19 protein-coding genes and 2 pseudogenes are annotated in these 21,406 nt (G+C 71.1%); 12 read left to right on the forward strand and 9 right to left on the reverse strand.

The annotated features are described in order from the left end of the window. The first annotated feature begins 242 nt into the window (after window positions 1–242). The 4 genes from EAO76_RS30570 to EAO76_RS30585 all read left to right on the forward strand — a co-directional run bounded on the left by EAO76_RS30570 (window position 243) and on the right by EAO76_RS30585 (window position 4,988). Window positions 243–1,520, forward strand: coding sequence for an extracellular solute-binding protein (locus EAO76_RS30570; RefSeq protein ID WP_148839129.1), 1,278 nt, complete (start codon window positions 243–245; stop codon window positions 1,518–1,520). Between the two features lie 98 nt (window positions 1,521–1,618). After that, the gene (locus tag EAO76_RS30575; protein WP_148839130.1) at window positions 1,619–2,611 is read left to right on the forward strand and encodes a carbohydrate ABC transporter permease; all 993 of its coding nucleotides are present in this window, start codon (window positions 1,619–1,621) and stop codon (window positions 2,609–2,611) included. Continuing rightward, a complete protein-coding gene (locus tag EAO76_RS30580; protein ID WP_148839131.1) occupies window positions 2,608–3,438 on the forward strand; it encodes a carbohydrate ABC transporter permease in 831 nt (276 codons plus the stop codon). The genes EAO76_RS30575 and EAO76_RS30580 overlap by 4 nt, the downstream gene beginning before the upstream one ends. Before the next feature lie 8 nt (window positions 3,439–3,446). Further along, window positions 3,447–4,988 (forward strand): glycoside hydrolase family 3 protein, encoded by a 1,542-nt coding sequence (locus tag EAO76_RS30585; protein ID WP_148839132.1) that lies wholly within the window; start codon window positions 3,447–3,449, stop codon window positions 4,986–4,988. 161 nt (window positions 4,989–5,149) lie between these two features. On the opposite strand, the gene nagB is transcribed toward EAO76_RS30585, so the two are convergent. After that, window positions 5,150–5,935, reverse strand: a complete 786-nt coding sequence (gene nagB / locus EAO76_RS30590) for a glucosamine-6-phosphate deaminase (protein WP_148839133.1) — start codon at window positions 5,933–5,935, stop codon at window positions 5,150–5,152. 190 nt (window positions 5,936–6,125) lie between these two features. Between nagB and EAO76_RS30595 the strand changes: the two genes are divergently transcribed. Together EAO76_RS30595 and EAO76_RS30600 are read left to right on the forward strand one after the other, a co-directional pair. Then, on the forward strand, window positions 6,126–7,196 hold the full coding sequence (locus EAO76_RS30595; RefSeq protein ID WP_148839134.1) for an SIS domain-containing protein: 1,071 nt from the start codon (window positions 6,126–6,128) through the stop codon (window positions 7,194–7,196). A 340-nt stretch (window positions 7,197–7,536) separates the two neighbouring features. Continuing rightward, a complete protein-coding gene (locus EAO76_RS30600) occupies window positions 7,537–9,003 on the forward strand; it encodes a sensor histidine kinase (protein WP_148840393.1) in 1,467 nt (488 codons plus the stop codon). A 213-nt stretch (window positions 9,004–9,216) separates the two neighbouring features. Here EAO76_RS30600 and EAO76_RS30605 read toward each other — a convergent pair whose 3' ends face one another. Together EAO76_RS30605 and EAO76_RS30610 are read right to left on the reverse strand one after the other, a co-directional pair. Then, on the reverse strand, window positions 9,217–9,474 hold the full coding sequence (locus EAO76_RS30605) for a WhiB family transcriptional regulator (protein WP_003953983.1): 258 nt from the start codon (window positions 9,472–9,474) through the stop codon (window positions 9,217–9,219). A gap of 320 nt (window positions 9,475–9,794) precedes the next feature. Next, a complete protein-coding gene (locus tag EAO76_RS30610) occupies window positions 9,795–10,763 on the reverse strand; it encodes a diacylglycerol kinase family protein (protein WP_148839135.1) in 969 nt (322 codons plus the stop codon). A gap of 240 nt (window positions 10,764–11,003) precedes the next feature. Here EAO76_RS30610 and EAO76_RS30615 point away from each other — a divergent pair, with 240 nt between their 5' ends. Continuing rightward, window positions 11,004–11,381 (forward strand): hypothetical protein, encoded by a 378-nt coding sequence (locus EAO76_RS30615; RefSeq protein WP_148840394.1) that lies wholly within the window; start codon window positions 11,004–11,006, stop codon window positions 11,379–11,381. 117 nt (window positions 11,382–11,498) lie between these two features. Here EAO76_RS30615 and EAO76_RS30620 read toward each other — a convergent pair whose 3' ends face one another. The 3 genes from EAO76_RS30620 to EAO76_RS30630 all read right to left on the reverse strand — a co-directional run bounded on the left by EAO76_RS30620 (window position 11,499) and on the right by EAO76_RS30630 (window position 13,353). Then, a complete protein-coding gene (locus tag EAO76_RS30620) occupies window positions 11,499–12,425 on the reverse strand; it encodes an RNA polymerase sigma factor SigF (RefSeq protein WP_148839136.1) in 927 nt (308 codons plus the stop codon). Between the two features lie 23 nt (window positions 12,426–12,448). Beyond that, window positions 12,449–12,862: an anti-sigma regulatory factor gene (locus EAO76_RS30625; protein ID WP_148839137.1), complete on the reverse strand. Its 414-nt coding sequence runs from the start codon at window positions 12,860–12,862 to the stop codon at window positions 12,449–12,451. A 230-nt stretch (window positions 12,863–13,092) separates the two neighbouring features. Further along, complete coding sequence (locus EAO76_RS30630) at window positions 13,093–13,353, reverse strand: UBP-type zinc finger domain-containing protein (protein WP_148839138.1); 261 nt, start codon at window positions 13,351–13,353, stop codon at window positions 13,093–13,095. Window positions 13,354–13,433: 80 nt separating this feature from the next. On the opposite strand from EAO76_RS30630, the gene EAO76_RS30635 reads away from it, so the two are divergent. Then, window positions 13,434–15,035: a Na+/H+ antiporter gene (locus tag EAO76_RS30635; protein WP_148839139.1), complete on the forward strand. Its 1,602-nt coding sequence runs from the start codon at window positions 13,434–13,436 to the stop codon at window positions 15,033–15,035. 10 nt (window positions 15,036–15,045) lie between these two features. Here EAO76_RS30635 and EAO76_RS30640 read toward each other — a convergent pair whose 3' ends face one another. Further along, window positions 15,046–15,897, reverse strand: coding sequence for a 1-aminocyclopropane-1-carboxylate deaminase/D-cysteine desulfhydrase (locus EAO76_RS30640; protein WP_262376008.1), 852 nt, complete (start codon window positions 15,895–15,897; stop codon window positions 15,046–15,048). A 13-nt stretch (window positions 15,898–15,910) separates the two neighbouring features. On the opposite strand from EAO76_RS30640, the pseudogene EAO76_RS47380 reads away from it, so the two are divergent. Then, a pseudogene (locus EAO76_RS47380) lies at window positions 15,911–16,042 on the forward strand (hemin transporter); the annotation flags it as partial. On the opposite strand, the pseudogene EAO76_RS30645 reads toward EAO76_RS47380, so the two are convergent. Together EAO76_RS30645 and EAO76_RS30650 are read right to left on the reverse strand one after the other, a co-directional pair. Beyond that, window positions 16,036–17,202, reverse strand: a pseudogene (locus EAO76_RS30645) (globin domain-containing protein); the annotation flags it as partial. The pseudogenes EAO76_RS47380 and EAO76_RS30645 overlap by 7 nt on opposite strands. 113 nt (window positions 17,203–17,315) lie before the next feature. Next, entirely contained in the window at window positions 17,316–17,762 is a 447-nt protein-coding gene (locus EAO76_RS30650) for an Rrf2 family transcriptional regulator (protein ID WP_148839140.1), read from the reverse strand. Window positions 17,763–17,940: 178 nt separating this feature from the next. Here EAO76_RS30650 and EAO76_RS30655 point away from each other — a divergent pair, with 178 nt between their 5' ends. From EAO76_RS30655 to EAO76_RS30670, 3 genes are all read left to right on the forward strand, one after another. After that, window positions 17,941–19,347, forward strand: a complete 1,407-nt coding sequence (locus tag EAO76_RS30655) for a family 2B encapsulin nanocompartment shell protein (protein ID WP_148839141.1) — start codon at window positions 17,941–17,943, stop codon at window positions 19,345–19,347. A gap of 186 nt (window positions 19,348–19,533) precedes the next feature. Then, entirely contained in the window at window positions 19,534–20,529 is a 996-nt protein-coding gene (locus EAO76_RS30665) for a family 2 encapsulin nanocompartment cargo protein polyprenyl transferase (RefSeq protein ID WP_262376010.1), read from the forward strand. Between the two features lie 175 nt (window positions 20,530–20,704). After that, complete coding sequence (locus tag EAO76_RS30670) at window positions 20,705–21,391, forward strand: DUF6304 family protein (RefSeq protein ID WP_148839143.1); 687 nt, start codon at window positions 20,705–20,707, stop codon at window positions 21,389–21,391. The last annotated feature ends 15 nt before the right edge of the window (window positions 21,392–21,406 follow it).

Genomic DNA, 21,406 nt, shown 5'->3' on the forward strand with positions numbered 1-21,406 from the left:
GGCTCCTCCGTCTGTCGCGGCTCACATGGTGGCACGGTCCGGTCACGGCTCGTCGCCCTCCCTTAGGTGTCGGTCCTATAACGGACGCGAGTGCACTTCTTATACACCCTTGACACCCCTAAAGGTCTAGGCCAAGCTCCCGGTACTGGTCTAAACCATTAAAGACCAGGTCCAGCCCCAGCAGTACTCGTCGAATGTCTTCGCGGTGGGCGGGGTTGCAGTATCCCTGAGGAGGGTTTGGCGTGAAGCGCAAGCTCATCGCGGCGATCGGCGTCGCGGGCATGATGATCGGCCTCGCGGCCTGCGGGTCCGACGACGACGGCGGCAAGAAGGCGAGTGCCGGCAGCTACGAGGGCCAGACCCTCACCGTCTGGACGATGTCCGGCTCCAACCCGCCCGGGTGGACCAAGACGGTCACCGATGAGTTCGAGAAGAAGACCAAGGCCAAGCTGAAGATCGAAGTCCAGGACTGGAACGGCATTCAGCAGAAGATCACCACGGCCCTCTCGGAGACCAACCCGCCGGACGTCCTGGAGATCGGCAACACCCAGACCCCGGCGTACGCCAAGACCGGCGGCCTCGCCGAGCTGGGCGACCTGAAGAAGGAGATCGGCTCCGGCTGGGCCGACTCCGTCAACGCCCCCTCCGTCTTCGACGGCAAGCAGTACGCCCTGCCGTGGTACATCGGCAACCGCGTCGTCATGTACAACAAGAAGGTCTTCAAGGACGCCGGCATCACCGAGACGCCGAAGACCCGCGCCGACCTCTTCAAGGCCTTCGAGGCCATCGAGAAGAAGGGCGACGCCGAGCCGATCTACCTGCCCGGCCAGAACTGGTACTTCTTCGACGGCCTGCTCGTCGGCAAGGGCGTCGAGCCGGTCAAGAAGGAGGGCGACAAGTACGTCTCCAACCTGGCCGACCCCAAGGTCGCCGAGGCCATGGACGTCTACAAGCAGTACCAGGCCTTCTCCAAGGCCCCCAAGGACAAGGACGAGGCCACCCCGCAGCAGGCCGAGGTCTTCGCCAAGGGCAAGACCGGCGCCATCATCGCCATGGGCTACGAGGCCGGCACGGCCATCAAGGCCAACCCGGCGATCAAGGACGACATCGGCTTCTTCACCATCCCCGGTGAGACCGCCGACAAGCCCGAGGGCGTCTTCCTCGGCGGCTCGAACCTCGCCGTGGCCGCGGGCAGCGAGAAGCAGGAGCTCGCCCAGGAGTTCCTGAAGATCGCGCTCTCCGAGGCGAACGACGGCGCGCTGGTCAAGGAGGTCGGCTGGACGCCGAAGTCCGACGCCATGCAGAAGTTCGCCGCCGACCAGCCCGCCGCCGTGGCCGCCGCCCCGGCCGCCGCCAAGTCCGGTGGCACCACGCCGCTGATCCCGGAGTGGGCGCCGGTCGAGAACCCGCCGAACCCGATCAAGACCTACATGACGCTGGTTCTGCAGGGCAAGTCGCCCGCCGACGCCGCCAAGCAGGTCGAGGGCGAGCTCAACAAGCGCCTCAGCCAGCAGCAGTAAGCGCAAGTCCGCGTCCACGCCGGGGCGGCGGGTCCCGTACCCGCCGCCCCGGCGTACGCACCGTTCCGTGTAGGGCTCTGTTGGAAGAGATGGCGAGCATGGCAGTGCAGACCGACCCCTCGGACGTGGCCAAGACGGCCGCGGCCCGCGGGCAGGACGGGAAACCACCCGTCGGGCAGCACGGGGGAAGCAAGCGAAGGCCGGGCATCGGCGCGGCACCGTACCTGTTGATGGTCCCCGCGCTCGCGGTGACGGCGCTCTTCCTCGGGTATCCCCTGGTGAAGAACGCCATGCTGTCGTTCCAGAACCTCAACATGGGACAGCTGATCCGGCATGTCACCGAGTGGAACGGCTTCAAGAACTACCAGGAGATCCTCACCGGTGAGGACTTCTGGAGGGTCACCCTCCGCACGATCGTGTTCACCGGCGTCAACGTCGTACTGATCATGGTCATCGGCACCCTGGTCGGACTGCTCCTGGCCCGCCTCGGCAAGAAGATGCGGTTCACCCTGATGATCGGCCTGGTGCTCGCCTGGGCCATGCCGATCGTGGCCGCCTCCACCGTCTACCAGTGGCTGTTCGCCTCGCGCTTCGGCGTGGTCAACTACGTGCTGGACAAGCTCGGCTGGCACTCGATGGCCGACTTCAACTGGACCGGATCGCAGTTCTCCACCTTCTTCGTGGTGACCCTGATGATCGTCTGGCAGTCCATCCCGTTCGTGGCGATCAACCTCTACGCGGCGACCACCACGATCGCCAAGGAGCTGTACGAGGCCGCCTCGCTCGACGGCGCCGGCGTCTGGAAGAGCTTCACCTCGGTGACGTTCCCCTTCCTGCGGCCCTTCCTCTACGCCACGACCTTCCTCGAAGTCATCTGGGTCTTCAAGGCGTTCCCGCAGATCTTCACCATCAGTGAGGGCGGCCCCAACCGCCTCACCGAGACGCTGCCCATCTACGCCTTCGTCGAAGGCGTCGGCAACCAGCACTACGGCATGGGCGCGGCGATCTCGCTGCTCACCATCCTGATCATGCTGGGGCTGACCTCCTACTACCTCCGCATCGTTCTCAAGCAAGAGGAGGACGAGCTGTGAAGCGCTCACTGTTCGGCCGCATCTGGCCCAACGCGACGGCGATCATCCTCTTCGTGGGCCTGGTCTTCCCCGTCTACTGGATGTTCAGCACGGCGTTCAAGCCGACCGGCGACATCATCACCGAGACGCCCGTCTGGTTCCCGACCGACGTCACGTTCGAGCACTTCAAAACGGCGTACAACGCACCCGACTTCCTGACCCTGGTCGGGAACTCGCTCACCGTCACGCTGCTCGCCGTGACCTTCTCGCTGATCATCGCGCTCTTCGCGTCGTTCGCACTGGCCCGGATGCGGTTCAAGGGCCGCAAGGGCATGATCCTGGTCTTCATGATCGCCCAGATGGCGCCCTGGGAAGTCATGGTCATCGCGATCTACATGCTGGTCCGCGACGCGGACATGCTCAACAGCCTGGTCCCGCTGACGCTCTTCTACATGGTGATGGTGCTCCCCTTCACGATCCTCACGCTGCGCGGCTACGTCGCCGCGGTGCCCAAGGAACTGGAGGAGTCCGCCATGGTCGACGGCTGCACCCGCCCGCAGGCGTTCGCCAAGGTCATCCTGCCGCTGCTCGCCCCCGGCCTGATGGCCACCTCGCTCTTCGGCTTCATCACCGCGTGGAACGAGTTCCCGCTGGTCCTGATCCTCAACAAGGAACCCGGGGCCAAGACGCTCCCGCTGTGGCTCTCGCAGTTCCAGAGCCAGTTCGGCGACGACTGGGGCGCCACCATGGCCGCCGCGTCGATCTTCGCCATCCCGATCCTCATCCTGTTCGTCTTCCTCCAGCGCAAGGCCGTCAGCGGCCTCACCGACGGTGCCGTGAAGGGATAACGCCGCTCATGACCACCCTCATATCCGCGACGGACACCGTCACCCGCGACGCACTCGCCGTCCTCCAGCCCGGATTCACCGGCACCACCGCCCCGGACTGGGTACTGCGCAAGATCGGCGAGGGCCTCGGCTCCGTCGCCCTGTTCGGCCGGAACATCCGCACGCCCGAGCAGGTGACCGCACTCACCGCCCAGCTCAGGGCCGAGCGCGACGACCTCCTCGTCGCGATCGACGAGGAGGGCGGCGACGTCACCCGGCTGGAGGTGCGCACCGGCTCCTCGTTCCCCGGCAACCTCGCCCTCGGCCACGTCGACGACCTCGGCCTGACCCGTGCGGTCGCCCAGGAGCTCGGCCGCCGGCTCGCCGAGTGCGGCGTCAACCTCAACTGGGCGCCGTCCGCCGACGTCAACTCCAACCCGGGCAACCCGATCATCGGCGTACGGTCCTTCGGCGCCGACACCGAACTGGTCGCCCGGCACACCGCCGCGTACATCGAGGGCCTCCAGGCCGCCGGGGTCGCCGCCTGCACCAAGCACTTCCCGGGGCACGGCGACACCGCGATCGACTCGCACCACGCGATGCCCCGCATCGACGTGGACCTGGAGACCCTGCACGCCCGGGAACTGGTGCCCTTCCGGGCCGCCATCGCCGCGGGTTCCAAGTGCGTGATGAGCGCGCACATCCTGCTGCCCGCCCTCGACCCGGACCGCCCCGCGACGGTGAGCCCGCAGATCCTCACCGGGCTGCTGCGCGAGGAACTGGGCTACGACGGGCTGATCGTCACCGACGCCGTGGAGATGCAGGCCATCGCCGCGACGTACGGCATCGAGCGCGGCTCCGTCCTCGCGATCGCCGCGGGGGCCGACGCCCTGTGCGTCGGCGGCGGCCTGGAGGACGAGGGCACGGTCCGGCGGCTGCGCGACGCGCTGGTCGCGGCGGTGCGCAGCGGTGAACTCCCCGAGGAGCGGCTCGCGGACGCCGCCGCACGGGTGCGCGCCCTCGCGTCCTGGACGCAGGGGGCCCGGGGGACCGGTTCGCAGCCGGGCGCGGCAGCGCAGGAGGGGACCGCGCCCGGTACCGGAACCGGTTCCGACATCGGCCTGGTCGCCGCCCGCCGCGCGGTGCGGGTGACCGGCTCCGCGGCGCCGCTGACCGAGCCCGGCTACGTCGCCGCGTTCACCTCCGCGTCGAACATCGCCGTCGGCGACGAGACCCCCTGGGGCGTCGCCGCGGAACTGGGCCGGCTGCTGCCGGGCACGGAGACCGACACGTACAGCAGCGAGACCGAGGAGCCCGTCGACGCGGTGCTGCGGGCCGCGGGGGAGCGGCGGATCGTCGTGGTGGTCCGCGACGTCCACCGCCACGCCTGGATGGCCGGGGCCCTGGACGCCCTGGTCGCGCGGCGCCCCGACACGGTCGTGGTCGAGATGGGCGTACCGCAGTCGGCGCCCGTCGGCGCCCCGCACATCGCCACCCACGGCGCCGCCCGCGTCTGCGGCCTGGCGGCGGCGGAGGTCATCGTCGGGGGCACGGACGGCCCGACGGCCTGAGCGAACGGGGTGCGACGCGGACCGGGGGGCGCGTCGCACCCGGGCGTTCTCGCGCCTGCGCGCCGAGGCCCCGTACGCCCCGGGAGCAGGTCACGGCACGCGGGAGGGCCGGGAACACCACCACGGGTGTTCCCGGCCCTCCCACCGGCCCCAGGACCGGTCTACAGCCCCTGCCACGCGGGCTTCGCCGCGTACGTGGCGCGGAAGTAGTCCGCCAGCTTCAGCTTCGACGCCGCGGCCTCGTCCACCACGACCGTCGCGTGCGGGTGCAGCTGGAGCGCCGACGCGGGCACGATCGAGGCGACCGGCCCCTCCACCGTCTGCGCCACGGCCTCCGCCTTGCCCTCGCCGGTGGCGAGCAGGATCGGGTGGCGGGCCTCCAGGATGGTGCCGATGCCCTGGGTGATCACGTGGTGCGGCACCTGGTCGATGTCGCCGTCGAAGAAGCGCGCGTTGTCGATCCGGGTCTGCTCGGTGAGCGTCTTGATCCGGGTGCGGGAGGCGAGCGAGGAGCACGGCTCGTTGAAGCCGATGTGCCCGTCGGTGCCGATGCCGAGGAGCTGGAGGTCCACCCCGCCGGCCGCGGCGAGCGCCTCGTCGTACGCCCGGCAGGCGGCCGGGATGTCCTCGGCGGAGCCGTCGGGGCCCATGAAGGACTCCTCGGACAGGCCGAGCGGTTCGACGACCTCGCGCAGCACCACGGAGCGGTAGGACTCGGGGTGGCCGGCCGGCAGTCCGACGTACTCGTCGAGCTGGCAGATGCGGGCGCGCGAGGCGTCCACGGCACCGGAGCGGACCTTGGCCGCCAGTGCCTGGTAGATGGGCAGCGGGGTCGAGCCGGTGGCAACGCCGAGAAGGGCGTCGGGCTTGCGGCTCAGCAGGGCGCCGATGGCCTCCGCGATGAGTTCTCCGCCTGCCTTGGCGTCCGGGACGATGACAACTTCCACGCGGGGCCTGCCGATCTGAGGAGTCGAATCGAGATGTGGTATAGACCAATCGCGCCCCAATTTAGCAGACCTGACCGCCGCGGGCACGGCCGTCTCAGGGGTTGTCCGCTGGCGGGCGCCGGGGGCCCCGTGGTCGACTGGACCGAACGGCGTCGCCGACGCCCCGGGGCACTCCTGGGAGGCACCCGACATGTCCGCCACCCCTCCGGCCGACGGCAGCGAACGGCCGGGCCGGATCATGTCCGGCGAGATGGCCGAGCAGCCCGCGGTGCTGCGGCGCATCCTCGACGAGGGCGCCCCGGGGATCCGTGAGGTGGCCGCCGCCGTCGCGGCGCGCAAGCCGCGCTTCGTGCTGCTCACCGCCCGGGGCACGTCCGACAACGCGGCGCTGTACGCCAAGTACCTGCTGGAGATCCGGCTCGGCATGCCCTGCGGCCTCGCCTCGATGTCCACCACCACCGCGTACGGTGCCCGGCCCGACCTCAGGGACGTCCTGGTCGTCACCGTCAGCCAGTCCGGCGGCTCGCCCGACCTGGTGGCCTCGACCGGGGCGGCCCGCGAGGCGGGCGCCATCACCCTGGCCGTCACCAACAACCGGGACTCGCCGCTCGCCGCCGTCTCCGAGTACCACATCGACATCCTGGCGGGCCCGGAACGGGCCCTGCCGGCGACCAAGACGTACACCGCGTCGCTGCTGTCCCTCTACCTCTTCGTGGAGGGCCTGCGCGGCGGGGACGGGGCGGCCGCCGAGGTCCTGCCTGAGCGGGCCGGGGAGATCCTGGCCCGCGGGGACGAGGTCCGGACCCTGGCCGCGCGCTACCGCTTCGCCGAACGCATGGTCATCACCTCCCGCGGTTACGGCTACCCCACCGCCAAGGAGGCGGCCCTGAAGCTGATGGAGACCAGCTACATCCCGGCCCTGTCCTACTCCGGCGCCGATCTGCTGCACGGCCCGCTCGCCATGGTCGACAACATCTCCCCGGTGATCGCCGTGGTCACCGACGGCCGGGGCGGCGAGGCGCTCCAGCCGGTGCTCGACCGGCTGCGCGGCCGGGGCGCGGACCTGTTCGTGGTCGGTCCGCAGGCCCAGGTGGCGGCGGCGTCCGCGGGCTTCGTGCTGCCGACGGCCGGGGTCGCCGAGGAGGTCCAGCCGGTCCTGGAGATCCTGCCGCTGCAGATGCTGGCGTACGAGGTGACGATCGCCCGGGGCCAGGACCCGGACGCGCCCCGGGCGCTGGCCAAGGTCACCGAGACCCACTGAGCACGGGGAACGGCCCCGGAAACACCCGCGGGCCACGGCGCCGGGACGGGACCCTCAGCCCGTCCGGCACCGCAGCCCGGAGCAAGGCCGGCGGTGTGCGGTGCCCCCGGCCGGGGAGAGGTACCGACGCGGTCAGGGCAGAGAGCGCGGTACCTCGATCCGCCCTCCTGTGCGGGGAGAGCGGAAGTCGTGTCTTGAGCATTGTGGACTAGACCATTCGCCCGTGTCCATCCATGGGAGCACGGCAAATTTCCGGGCCCTCCCACCCTTGCACGTACGGCCGGGTCGTCCGGTTCGGAACCATTGCCCGTCCGCGGGTACGCTCGCACACGTGCCCTCCATGAACGACCTCGTCCGCCAGCACACGGCCCTCGGTGACACCGACCTGGAATGGCTCCACCTGCTGGTCTCGGAGTGGCAGCTGCTCTCCGACCTGTCCTTCGCCGACCTCGTGCTGTGGGTCCCCACCCGCGACGGCACCCGCTACGTCTCCGTGGCCCAGATGCGGCCCAACACCGGCCCCACCTCCTACCAGGACGACATGGTCGGCCACCTGGTCCCGCGCGGGCGCCGTCCGCTGCTGGACGCGGCGCTGGACGAGGGCCGGATCGTGCGCGAGGGGGACCCCGAGTGGCGCGAGGAGGTGCCGGTACGGGTCGAGTCGATCCCGGTGCGCCGGGAGGGCCGGGTGCTCGGCGTCATCGCCCGCAACACCAACCTCCTCACCGTCCGCACCCCGTCCCGGCTGGAGCTCACCTACCTCCAGTCGGCCTCCGACCTGGCCCAGATGATCGCCGCCGGGGCCTTCCCGTTCCCCGGCCAGCAGGTCGACATGGACGCGTCGCCGCGCGTCGGCGACGGGCTGATCAGGCTCGACGCCGACGGAATCGTCCAGTACGCCAGCCCCAACGGCCTCTCCGCGTACCACCGTCTCGGCCTCGCCTCCGACCTGGTCGGCCAGCACCTGGGCAAGATCACCGCCGAACTGGCCCCCTCCCGCGGCCCGGTGGACGAGGCCCTCGTCAAGCTCGCCAGCGGCTACGCGCCCCGGGAGTTCGAGGTCGAGTGCGCGGGCGGGGTGATCCAGCTCCGGGCGATCCCGCTCAAGCCCAAGGGCGTCCGGATCGGCTCCCTGGTCCTGCTCCGGGACGTCACCGAACTGCGCCGCCGCGAGCGTGAGTTGATCACCAAGGACGCCACCATCCGGGAGATCCACCACCGGGTGAAGAACAACCTCCAGACCGTTGCCGCCCTGTTGCGGCTCCAGGCCCGGCGGATGGACTCCGAGCAGGGCCGCGAGGCGCTCAACGAGGCGGTGCGGCGCGTCGGTTCGATCGCCATCGTCCATGAGACGCTGTCCCAGAATCTGGACGAGCGGGTGGAGTTCGACGACATCGCCGACCGGGTCATCGCCATGGTCGCCGAGATCTCCCCGGGCAAGGTCACCTGCCGCCGCACGGGCCGGTTCGGCATCCTCGACGCCGAGGTGGCCACGCCGCTGGCGATGGTGCTCACGGAGATCATGCAGAACGCCCTGGAGCACGCGTTCACGCTCGCCGAGTCCGGGACGGTGGAGGTGTCCGCGGTGCGCGGCGGCTCCTCGGTCGAGCAGCGGCTGCTGATCACCGTCCAGGACGACGGCTGCGGCCTGCCCGAGGGCTTCGACCCGCAGCGCGCCGGCAACCTGGGACTCCAGATCGTCCGGACGCTGGTGGAGGGGGAGCTGGGCGGGACCTTCGGCATGGTCCCGGCCCCCGAACGCGGCACCCGGGTCGTCCTCGACATCCCGGTCCGCGCCGAGAAGTGACCCCGGCCGGGAGCGGACCCGCTCCCGGCCCGTCCCGGAAGCGTCGGCACACGTCAACACAGCAGTGGACCCGGGCCGTTGTGTGATCACACGGCCCGGGTCCACTGTTCAAGCATGCGTTTCGGGGGTACTGCGCGCTGCGACTCGGGGGGCGGGGTTGTGCGTACGCGCTGTACGCGCCGCCTGGCTGAGGCTCGTAGCGGTGGCGTCGGCTCAGGCGCTGGCGTTACGCGCCCGGTTGCGAGCGGCCCGGCGCTTCATCGCGCGGCGCTCGTCCTCGCTGAGGCCACCCCAGACGCCGGAGTCCTGGCCGGACTCGAGCGCCCACTGCAGGCACTGCTCCATGACGGGGCAGCGGCGGCAGACGGCCTTGGCTTCCTCGATCTGCAGCAGCGCAGGACCGGTGTTGCCGATGGGGAAGAACAGCTCGGGGTCTTCCTCACGACAAACGGCGTTGTGACGCCAGTCCATGGCTGCTACCTCTCCTTGGTATTGCATACTGTTGCTTGTGAATGTGAACGCTTTCACGAATCCCCCCGCAGGTGTAGGGCCGACTCCCAGTCGAGCTGGTTGTGGTCCTGTGCAGTAGAGGAGGGGTTCTGGCTTTCAGTGGAGGCCGGTGTTGCGGGCCGTCCCGATCGCCATGTAGAGATTCGCAAACCTCAGCGGCGGATACAACCCCTTCTGGAAACTTTTTTTTGATTCCTCGGTGTCGACTAGGTCACAGCCGTACTTCTATGGGGTGGAGCCCAGCCCAAACGTTCGAGTTAAAGGACTTTGGTCCCTTCCACTCACACAATCACACGCAGTGCACGGCGTACGCCTGTGAACGTCACACTCGTACGCACTCCCAGGTGGTCGCCGTCCATCTGGAAGGGCAGCGGCACCTTTGAATGCAAGGTGAAGTTGGTGAGGTCATGAAGTGAAACGGCGTGCTTGCCGCGAGGGCCCTTCTCGGGGCTCGAAGTGAGCAGCTGGGTGCCATAACGAGCGACCGCCGAAGTGGAGAGCCGCTTCAGTCCGAGCACGTCGAGACCGGTGTCGAAACTCGCCCTGGGGGACGCGTACATGGGGCGATTCCCCAGGTAGGTCCAGGGGGAGGTGTTGGAGATTATGGACAGCGCGAGGTCGGTGACGGGTTCTTCCCCGGCGATCTCCAGGGTGATCGCCCCGTTCCTGCGGTGCGGTTCCTCCAGGAATTGCCGGACCACCTGGCGCACGTACAGCGCATGGGTCGAACGCTTACCGCGTTCGCGTTTCTGTTCGACCCGGCCGACCACGCCCGCGTCGAATCCGAGTCCGGCGCAGAAAGTGAACCAGCGTTCGGGAACGGATTCGTCCTCGCTGCCCGGAGTGCCGGCCGCCAGCCCGAGCCCGACCGTGCGTTCGGTGCGGTTGGCGAGCGCGTCCAGGATCGCGCCGGTCGCCTCCACCGCGTCGTTGGGCAGCCCCAGGGCGCGCGCGAACACATTGGTGGAGCCGCCGGGGACCACCGCGAGGCTCGGCAGGCCGTCCGGGTCGGGACCGTTGTGGAGCAGGCCGTTGACGACCTCGTTGACCGTGCCGTCGCCGCCCAGGGCGACCACCAGGTCGATGTCGTCGGACTCCGCGGCCCGCCGCCCCAGGTCCCGGGCGTGGCCGCGGTACTCGGTGGTCACGGCCTCCAGCTTCATCTCGCTGGCGAGCGCGTGGATGAGCACGTCACGGGTCCGCGCACTGGTGGTGGTAGCAGCTGGATTGACCACGAGGAGTGCGCGCATGACCGCCAGACTACCTACCGCGCGGTATCGCCCTGAAGTCCTTCCCCATGACCTTTACGCTCGGTGACGGATCGGGTGCGGCGGGGCCGGGCGGGTGGCCCGTCCCGTACCGATTCCGACCCCGGCTTCGCTTTCGCGGAGCCGGGATGCCAACCTGCAGGGGTGAGTACTCAGCAGAACACGTCCGACCCGTCGCCCGCGCCGCGGCTCGAACCGGCGAAGCCGAGCAGGATCACCCTGGTGGCCGCACTCACCGCCCTGGAAGGGGCGGCGCTCGCCATCGGCGGGATCTACATGCTGGTCATGGGCCTGTTCGGCCGGCCCGAGAGCCCGCAGCAGGCGGAGATGGGCGGCCTGACGCTGATCGCGCTCGCCCTGATCCCGCTGTTCGCCGCCCGCGGCCTGATGCTGCGGCGCAGCTGGAGCCGGGGCCCCGCGCTCATCACGCAGATCATCGCCCTCCCGGTGGCCTGGACGCTGCTGAGGTCGCAGGGCGTGCTGATCCCGGCCGGGATCGTGCTCGCCGCGGTCACGCTGACGGCGCTCTACCAGCTGGTCAGGCCGACGACGGTCGAGGCCCTGGGCATCCGCAGGCCGGGCACCACGCCGGACGCCTGACCCCGCCGCAGCCGYCACGCGCCCCGYCGYCCGGYMCGCCCCGCGGGGCGGACCGGACGACGGGGCGCGTGACGGTTGCGGGCAGGTGACGCAGGCGCCACCGCGGCCCGTCGGCCGCTACTCCTCCACGAGCAGCCGCTCGCGCAGCTGCGCCAGCGTGCGGGCCAGCAGCCGCGAGACGTGCATCTGGGAGATGCCGACCTCCTGCGCGATCTGCGACTGGGTCATGTTGCCGAAGAACCGCAGCAGCAGAATCCGCTTCTCGCGCGGCGGCAGGTCCTCCAGCAGCGGCTTGAGCGACTCCCGGTACTCGACGCCCTCCAGCGCCTCGTCCTCGGAGCCCAGCGTGTCCGCGACCGCCGGGGACTCGTCGTCGGTGTCCGGCACGTCCAGCGAGAGCGTGCTGTACGCGTTGGCCGATTCCAGGCCCTCCAGGACCTCTTCCTCGGAGATGCCCAGCCGCTCCGCCAGCTCGTGGACCGTGGGGGAGCGCCCGTGCTGCTGGGAGAGCTCGGCGGTGGCCGTGGTCAGCGAGAGCCGCAGCTCCTGGAGCCGACGCGGCACCCGGACCGCCCAGCCCTTGTCACGGAAGTGACGCTTGATCTCGCCCACGACCGTGGGGGTCGCGTACGTCGAGAACTCGACCCCGCGGTCCGGATCGAACCGGTCCACCGACTTGATCAGGCCGATCGTGGCGACCTGGGTGAGGTCGTCCAGCGGCTCGCCCCGATTGCGGAACCGGCGGGCCAGGTGCTCCACGAGCGGCAGGTGCATCCGCACCAGCCGGTTGCGCAGCTCGGCCTTCTCGGGCGACCCGTCGGGAAGCGAGCGCAGTTCGACGAACAGCGCCCGCGCCCCGCTGCGGTCATGTGGATCGTGGTGCACGTGCTCGCTCATCTGGCCTGCCCGCTCCGCCTGCGACTGCTCCATCGCGACCGTACGGCCCGCAGGCCCGTCCGCCCCGTCCACCGGATGGGGCAGGGCCTGCTGCTCCGGGATGCCTGTTGCGCGTACCACCCCTGATCGCATCGTCTCGTCCCGCACAGGACCTTCCCCGTTCCCCTTGCTCACGCCGGCCCGGGTCCCGCGCCGCGCTGTTTGTAGAGGCTGATGCTGACCGTCCGGTCGTCGGCGACCGAGGAGTCGACCTTTCCGGCCAGTGCGGACAGCACCGTCCAGGCGAAGGTGTCACGCTCCGGCGCCCTGCCGTCCGTCGTCGGGGCCGACACCGTCACCTCGAGAGAATCCTCGACGAGCCGGAAGACGCAGCTGAGGACGGAGCCCGGCACGGCCTGCTGAAGCAGGATCGCGCAGGCCTCGTCGACCGCGATGCGAAGATCCTCGATCTCGTCGAGGGTGAAATCCAAGCGTGCTGCCAGCCCGGCCGTGGCCGTGCGCAGCACCGACAGGTAGGCACCCGCAGCGGGCAGCCGGACCTCTACGAAGTCCTGATTCCCGGGCTCGCCTGCGATCTGGGACACCCTCACCTCCAAGGTGGCACAAACTCTTTCGAGGGTCCGGGAAGAAACCCCGGAACCATGCGGTACGTCTTCGGTTGTGGCCCGGCGACGCTATCGCGACCCATGATGCCGTGTCGCCGGATCCCCAGCCCATGGCTGTCACTCATGGTAAACCCATGGGTACGCACAGTGGCTAGGGGGTTGCGGCGGCCAATTGTGAACGACCGGCGCCGGTTTGACGTACCCAGACGTCAGACGATCGAACCGTCCTCGAAGCACCAGCGCCAGCTCTCGCCCTTCTCGAAGCTCCGCATCACCGGGTGACCGGTCTCCTCGAAGTGCGCCGTCGCGTGCCGCAGCGGCGAGGAGTCGCAGCAGCCGACGTGGCCGCAGACCAGGCAGAGCCGCAGCTGCACGGGGTGCGTGCCCGCCGCGAGACAGCCGGCGCAGGTCTCGCCGAGCGGGACCGGCTCGGGGCGGGGCAACGCGGACACGTGGGGGCAGTCGCTCATGATTGTCAGGTTACGACGGTCGAGTGGGCCGTGAATCGCGACGGACGCCGGTCCGTGGACACGGATGCGAGGACCGTGGAATGGACGCGTTGCAGCTGGTGGGACTGGTCGCGGTCAGCACCGCGGTCGCGGGCGCGGCCCGCCGCACCCCCGTACCGGCCCCGCTGCTGCTGGTCGCCGCGGGGCTGATCGCCTCGTACCTGCCGGGGATTCCCGCGTACACCCTGGACGCGCACGTCGTGCTCCCGCTGCTGCTGCCGCCACTGCTCTACACGGCGGCGTTCGACAGCTCCTACCTCGACCTGCGGGCCAATCTGCGGCCGGTCGCGCTGCTGTCCGTCGGCTACGTCCTGTTCGCGACCGTCGCGGTCGGCTGGCTGGCGTACCGCCTCGTGCCCGGTCTGCCGCTCACCGCCGCCCTGGTGCTCGGCGCGGTCGTCGCCCCGCCGGACGCGGTCACGGCCGCGGCGGTCGCCCGCAAGGTCGGACTGCCCGGCCGGATCACGACGATCCTGCAGGGCGAGTCCCTGGTGAACGACGCCACGGCGATCACCGCGTACAAGGTGGCGCTCGCCGCCGCCGTGGGCGAGGGCATGAGCTGGGGCGCGGGGATCGGCGAGTTCCTCCTCGCCGCGGTCGGCGGCGTCGCGGTCGGCCTGGCCCTGATGGTGCCGCTGCACTGGCTCCGCACGCACCTGAAGGAGGCACTGCTCCAGAACACGCTGTCGCTGCTGATCCCGTTCGTGGCGTACGCGGCGGCCGAACGCGTGCACGCCTCCGGGGTGCTCGCCGTGGTCGTCGTGGCGCTCTACCTGGGGCACCGGTCCTGGCAGGTGGACTTCGCGACCCGGCTCCAGGAGGAGGCCGTCCGGAAGATGGTCGCGTTCGTCCTGGAGTCCTCGGTCTTCGCGCTGATCGGGCTCCAGCTCCCCTTCGTGCTGAAGGGGCTCGGCGCGTACGACGCGGGCGACGCCGCCCGGTACGCGGTGCTCGTCTTCCTCGCCGTCGTGGTGGTCCGCTTCCTCTGGGTCTACCCGGCGACGTACACGCCCCGATGGCTGTCGAGACGGATCAGGGAGCGCGAACCGGGGACCGACTGGAGGGCGCCGCTGATCGTCGGCTGGGCCGGGATGCGGGGCGTGGTCTCCCTGGCCATCGCCTTCTCCGTCCCGTACGTCACCGCCGACGGGAGCCCCTTCCCGGCCCGCGACCTGGTGCTGTTCCTGACGTTCACCACCGTCATCGGCACCCTGGTCGTCCAAGGGCTCACCCTGCCGGTCCTGGTCCGGGTCCTGAAGCTCCCCGGGCGCGACGCGCGGGCCGAGACGCTGGCCGAGGCGCAGGCCCAGAGCGAGGCGTCCGCGGCCGCCGACGCCCGGCTGGAGGAACTCCTCGCCGACCCGCACAACCACCTGCCGGGCCCTCTCGCCGACCGGCTGCGCGCCGTCCTGGAGCGCCGCCGCAACGCGGTGTGGGAACGGCTCGGCGCGGCCGACCCGGTCACCGGGGAGTCGGCGGACGACACCTACCGCCGCCTGGCCAGGGAGATGATCGACGCCGAGCGCGAGGTCTTCGTACGGCTGCGGGACGAGCGGCGGATCGACGACGAGCTGCTGCGGACCCTGCTCAGACGGCTCGACCTGGAGGAGGCGGCGGCCCACCGGGAGGCGGACACCCCCTGAGGGCGGGCCTTCACGGACCGCCCGTGACGACCGCCGCGACCGTGGTTCCCGAAGGGAACGCGCCCTCCGCGGCCAGCTCGGTGAGCGCGTACAGCAGCTTGGCGACGTAGATCCGCTCGACGGGCATCCCGTGCCGCTGCTCGAAGTCGTCCGCGAAGGCGTGCAGCGCCGGGGGAGTACGGGCGTAGCCGCCGAAGTGGAAGCGCTCGTCCAGGGACCACGACCCGGCCGGGCCGCCGAACGCCTCCTCCTGGAGGCCGCGCACCACGTCCCCGAGGAAGCCGCCCCGCAGCACCGGGACACCGAGGGCGCGCCGCTCCGGGCCCAGGCCGGCGGCGAGACCGGCGAGGGTGCCCCCGGTGCCGCAGGCCACCGCGGCCACGTCGACCGAACCGCGCAGCTCGCGCCCCAGCTCCGTACAGCCCTGTGCGGCCAGGGAGTTGCTTCCGCCCTCCGGGACCACGAAACAGTCCCCGAAGGCGCTCAGCAGCCCCGCCAGGACCTCCGGATCGCCCTTCGCGCGGTACGTCGTCCGGTCCACGAAGCGCAGGGTCATCCCATCGGCCGCGCACCGGGCGAGCGAGGGGTTCAGCGGGCGGTCCGCCAGTTCGTCGCCGCGCACGATCCCGACGGTGGGGAACCCGAGCAGCCGCCCGGCGGCGGCGGTGGCCCGCAGGTGGTTGGAGTACGCCCCGCCGAAGGTCAGCACGGTGCGCCCGGCGGCGGCCCGCAGATTGGGGACGAGCTTGCGCCACTTGTTGCCCGGCAGGTCGGGGTGGATGAGGTCGTCCCGCTTGAGCAGCAGCCGGACGCCGTGCCGTTCGAAGCGTTCGTCACGGACCTCCTGCGACGGGGAGGGCAGCCGGGGCCGGAGGGACGGCGTGCCCGCCCCCGCCTTCCGCCCCGGCCAGTACGTCTCCGTGCAGGTGGAACTCCCCGACGGGGCCCACCAGATACGCCAGTACAGCCTCTCCTCCGCCCCCGGTTCGCGGCTCCGCTCGAACACCTCGTAGTGGATGTCGGCCGCCGGGACCCCCTTGGCCAGCAGCTGCGTCCGCACGGAGCGCATGAAGGGCAGGGGGCCGCAGAGGTACGCGTGGGTGCCGGGGGCGACGGCGACCTCGCTCAGGTCGACCAGGCCGGTGCGGTCGGCGGGGTGGCCGGGCTCGGGGTCCTCGTACCAGAAGTGGGCGGTGGCGGCGGGGAGCTTCTCGGTGAGCAGGGCGTGGTCGGTGCGCATCGCGTGGGTGGCGGGGGAGCGGTCGCCGTGCACGACGGTGACGGGGGCGCGGTGGTCGATCGCCGCGAGGTGCTCCAGCATCGAGAGCATCGGGGTGCAGCCGATGCCCGCGGAGGCGAGCAGCAGCGGGACGTCGGCGGAGCCGAGCACGAGGTCGCCGTACGGGGCGGAGACGCGCAGCCGGTCGCCGGCCCCGATCTCGGTGTACAGGTGGTTGGAGACCTCGCCGTCGGGCGCGCCGGCCTCGTGCACCCGCTTGACGGTGATCGAGCGGAGCCGCGAACCGGGGGCGGAGGAGAGGCTGTACTGGCGTATCTGGTGGGCCCCGTCGGGGAGTTCCACCTGCACGGAGACGTACTGGCCGGGGCGGAAGGCGGGGGCGGGCACGCCGTCGGCCGGGCGCAGCTGGAAGGTGGCGACGTCCGCGGTCTCCTCGATCCGGGCGACCACCTCCCACTCGCGCCACACGTCACCGGCGACGACGCCCTGCTGGGCGTACAGCCGCTCCTCGATCGAGATCAGGGCACCGGCCATCAGCCAGTAGACCTCGTCCCACGCGGCGGCGACCTCCGGGGTGACCGCGTCGCCGAGCACCTCGGCGATGGCGGCGAACAGGTGGGTGTGCACGATCTCGTACTGCGGGGCGGTGACGCCGAGCGAGGCGTGCTTGTGGGCGATCCGGTCGAGCATCACGTCGGGGCGGGTGTCCGGGTGTTCTACCAGCTGGGTCGCGAAGGCGGCTATGGAGCCCGCCAGCGCCCGGCGCTGGGCGCCGGATGCCTGGTTGCCGCGGTTGAAGAGGTCGCGCAGCAGCTCGGGGTGGGCCGCGAACATCTTGCGGTAGAAGAGATCGGCGATGTCTCCGATGGCCGCGCCCACGGCGGGAAGGGTGGCACGGACGGTGGCGGTCGACGTCTCGGAGAGCATCTGTTCCTCCTGGAACCTTGAATTGGTATCTGAGATGCGTATTTTTTTGCGAGAGGAAACCGGGCGGGGGAGCCCGGTTCGTGGCGGTGGTGCGTGTGCGGGGTGGGTGCCGGTCAGCCGGAGGGGCGGCTGCCGCTGATGCCGATCAGCAGCGGTCCGGTGGGGGCGGCGACGAGCTCACCGATGGTGAGCGGGTCGAGCGAGGCGTAGAAGGCGTCCTCCGCCTGGCGCAGGGCCACGCGCAGCCGGCAGGCCGAGCGCAGTGGACAGGGGGTGGTGCCCTCGCAGTCGACGACGTCCCCGGGGCCCTCCAGCTCGCGGACGAGTCCGCCGATGGAGGCGGAGCGGCCCGCCGCGGTGAGGCTGAGCCCGCCGCCGCGCCCCCGTCGCGCCTCGATGAGGCCGAGGTGCTGGAGCTTGGCGACGACCTTCGCGGTGTGGGTGTACGGCACCTGCATGGTGGCCGCCACCTCCCGGGTGGTCGGCGGTTCCTCGTTCTCCGCGACGGCGAGGCGCATCAGCACGCGCAACGCCACGTCGGTGAATTTCGTCAGCCGCATGACCCTCACGGTAGATAACTTGCATCTGGGATGCAAGTTATCCCGCTCCTCGGGTGCGACGGGGTGCTGTGCCCAGTCCGTAGGCAGATTAGTCGCACTCTTTTGTGTAATGGCGTCGTGGCTCTCCGTGCTGAAAGGCTTCTTCGCGCAGGCCGTTGAGGAATTGAGAGGGCGTCAGATGTCCGTTGGCGAAGAGGTTCGGAGCGTGTCGACGCCGCCGCAGCAGAGTCTGGGCACGGCGGCGGCGCGGAACCTCGCGACGACCACCAAGTCCGCCCCGCAGATGCAGGAGATCACCTCGCGGTGGCTGCTGAAGATGCTGCCGTGGGTGCAGGTGCGGGGCGGCACCTACCGGGTGAACCGGAGGCTGAGCCACTCGGTCGGGGACGGCCGGGTGACCTTCGTGCAGACCGGTGACCGGGTGACGGTCGTCCCCGCGGAGCTCGGGGAGCTGCCCGCCCTGCGGGGCTTCGGCGACGAGGAGGTGCTGGGCGAGCTGGCCCGGCGCTGCGAGCAGCGGGAGATCGCCGCCGGGCAGGTGCTGGCCTCCGAGGGGGACGCGGCGGACGTCGTCTACCTGCTGGCACACGGCAAGGTCGAGAAGGTCGGCGCCGGTCCCTACGGGGACGAGGCGGTGCTCGGGGTCCACGCCGACGGGGCCTACTTCGGGGACCGGGCCCTGGTCGACGGCGACGCCGTCTGGGACTGCACGGCCCGCGCCGTCACCGCCTGCACCGTGCTGACGCTGAGCCGGGCGGACGTGCTGAACCTCGCGGAGCGCGCGGACTCGCTCCGCACCCACCTCGCCGGCCTCCTCGCCATCCCGCACCAGCGCACCAACAAGTACGGCGAGGCGGCGATCGACCTCTCCGCCGGGCACGTCGGCGAGGCCGTCATCCCGCACACCTACGTCGACTACGAGCTCGCGCCGCGCGAGTACGAGCTGAGCGTCGCCCAGACCGTGCTGAAGGTCCACAGCCGGGTCGCCGACCTGTACAACCAGCCGATGAACCAGACCGAGCAGCAGTTGCGGCTCACGGTCGAGGCGCTGCGCGAGCGCCAGGAGCACGAGCTGATCAACAACCGGGAGTTCGGGCTGCTCAACAACTGCGACTACGGGCAGCGCCTCCAGCCCCACGACGGGGTGCCCGGCCCCGACGACATGGACGAACTGCTCTCGCGCCGCCGCGGTTCGAAGCTCTTCCTCGCCCACCCGAGGGCCATCGCGGCGTTCGGCCGCGAATGCAGCAGGCGCGGTCTGGCGCCGGAGGGCGTCGAGGTCGGCGGACACCACGTGTCGGCCTGGCGGGGCGTGCCGATCTTCCCGTGCGACAAGATCCCGGTCAGCGACGCCCGGACCACGTCGATCATCTGCATGAGGACGGGCGAGGCCGAGCAGGGGGTCATCGGGCTCCAGCAGTCCGGCATCCCCGACGAGATCGAGCCCGGTCTCTCGGTCCGCTTCATGGGCATCGACGAGCAGGCGATCGTCTCGTACCTGGTGACGGCCTACTACTCCGCGGCCGTCCTCGTGCCGGACGCGCTGGGCGTACTGGAGAACGTCGAGGTCGGTCGTCGCCAGTAACGCACCGGGGGCCGGACGGCGGTGTCCGGTCCCCGTCGATCCCCGCCCCGGGCAGCCGCGCCCGGGGCGGTTCCGGGAGGACGGCCAGTGAAGACCCAACACGTACCCCAACCACCCACCCCCCGCGTCCCGGGCGACGGCGACCCGGTCGCCCCCGTCGGGCAGGGCCAGGAGGCGCAGGCGCTCCTGGAACAGAGCCGGGCCCTCGTCGACCCGCGGCTGCGTGCCGCCGTCGACTCCCTGCCCGGGTCGATCCGCCGCGTCGCGGCGTACCACTTCGGCTGGGAGGAGGCCGACGGCTCCCCGTCCTCGGGACGGGCGGGAAAGGCGATCAGACCCGCGCTGGTCCTCGCCGCCGCACGGGCCCTGGGCGGCGACCCGCGGCGCGCGGTGCGGGCCGCCGTCGCCGTGGAGCTGGCCCACAACTTCACCCTGCTGCACGACGACATCATCGACGAGGACCGGACCCGCCGGCACCGGCCCACGGCCTGGGCGGTGTTCGGCATCCCCGCCGCGGTGATCACCGGCGACGCCATGCTCGCCCTCGCCCAGCGGCTGCTCGCCGAGGACACGGACCCGGCGGCGGCGCGGGCCTCGGCACGGCTCTCCACCTGCATCATCGAGCTGTGCGCGGGCCAGCAGGCCGACTGCGCCCTGGAGGACCGGGACCCCGACGGGGTCACCCTGGACGAGTGCCTGACCATGGCCGTCGCCAAGACGGGCGCCCTGCTCGGCTGCGCCTGCGCGACGGGGGCGCTCTACGCGGGCGCGGAGGAGCGGGCGGTCGGCGCGATGGACGGATTCGGCCGGGAGGCGGGACTCGCCTTCCAGCTCATCGACGACCTGATCGGCATCTGGGGCGACCCGGAGCGGACCGGGAAGCCGGTGGGGGCGGACCTCATCGCCCACAAGAAGTCCCTGCCCGTCGTCGCGGCCCTGACCTCCGGCACTCCCGCGGCGGCCGAACTCGCCACGCTCTACCGGGGAGCCATGGACACCCCCGAAGAGGTGAGCCGTGCCGCCGACGCCGTGGACCGGGCCGGCGGCCGGGACTGGGCGCAGATCTGCGCCGCGGACCGGATGGCACGCGCGCTCCACCACCTGTCCAGGGCGGTGCCCGACCTGGCCCGGGCGGGCGACCTGCTGACCCTGGCGGAGTTCGTCACCCGCCGGACGCACTGAGCCGCGGACGCGGGGGAACGGGAAACGCCCGGACGCGGGGGAAGGGGGAGACCGCCCGGGGGACGCCCGGACGCGCCGGACGCGGAAGGGGGAAGGAGCCGAGGTCACAAGGGCCGTTCGGTGAAGAGGAGGGCGACAGGCCGACTGTCGTGGGCACGGACTACAGTCCCTGCCCATGACAGATGAGTCATGGGCAGGGTGGTACCGGGACCGGCAGGGTTCCGACGCCGTCGTCCTCACCACCGACGGACAGCAACTACGTCTCCGGACAAGGGGGATCGACTTCGAGGGCACGAGCTTCGACGGCCTCGCCCCGGTCGTCGGGGCACCACCGGCCGACGACCGGTTCGCCCTGGTGGACGGCGCGTTGAGCGACTGCGTCCTGGAGTGGGACCTGCCGCTCCCGGTGGCCTGGGACGGAGCCGTCCACCAGGCCACGCTCAGCTGCCTGTTGTCGCTGCGCCGCCCCGATTCGTACCTCAGCCTCGAATTGCAGTTCGGCGGCGCGGCCTACGCCTCCCGTCGTGCCGAGAGCGATTTCGCCTCCGCCCTCGCCACGATCCAGCGCGCCCTGCCGCCCGGGGTGCGCCTGCGGACCTGCATAGCCTGCGCCTTCTCGGACTACTTCCCGGCCCCGGAGCCGGCCCCGGGCGCGGGGCGCGGACTGTCCGGGGGCCTCGCCTGTTTCCGGGGGGCCAAGGACGCCTACCGCGGGGCGTCCGGCGAGGGCGACCTCCTGGAACTGTGGGACCGGCGCACCGGATTCGTCCAGGAGGTCTGGAGCTGCCGCGAGTACGAGCCCCGCCCGGACGGCGGCGCCGGTACCGGGCACCGGGGCGCGTTCCCGCTGGAACACGCCTGACACCCTCCCGCCCTC

The organism is Streptomyces sp. sk2.1 (genome assembly GCF_008120935.1).
Classification (GTDB): domain Bacteria; phylum Actinomycetota; class Actinomycetes; order Streptomycetales; family Streptomycetaceae; genus Streptomyces.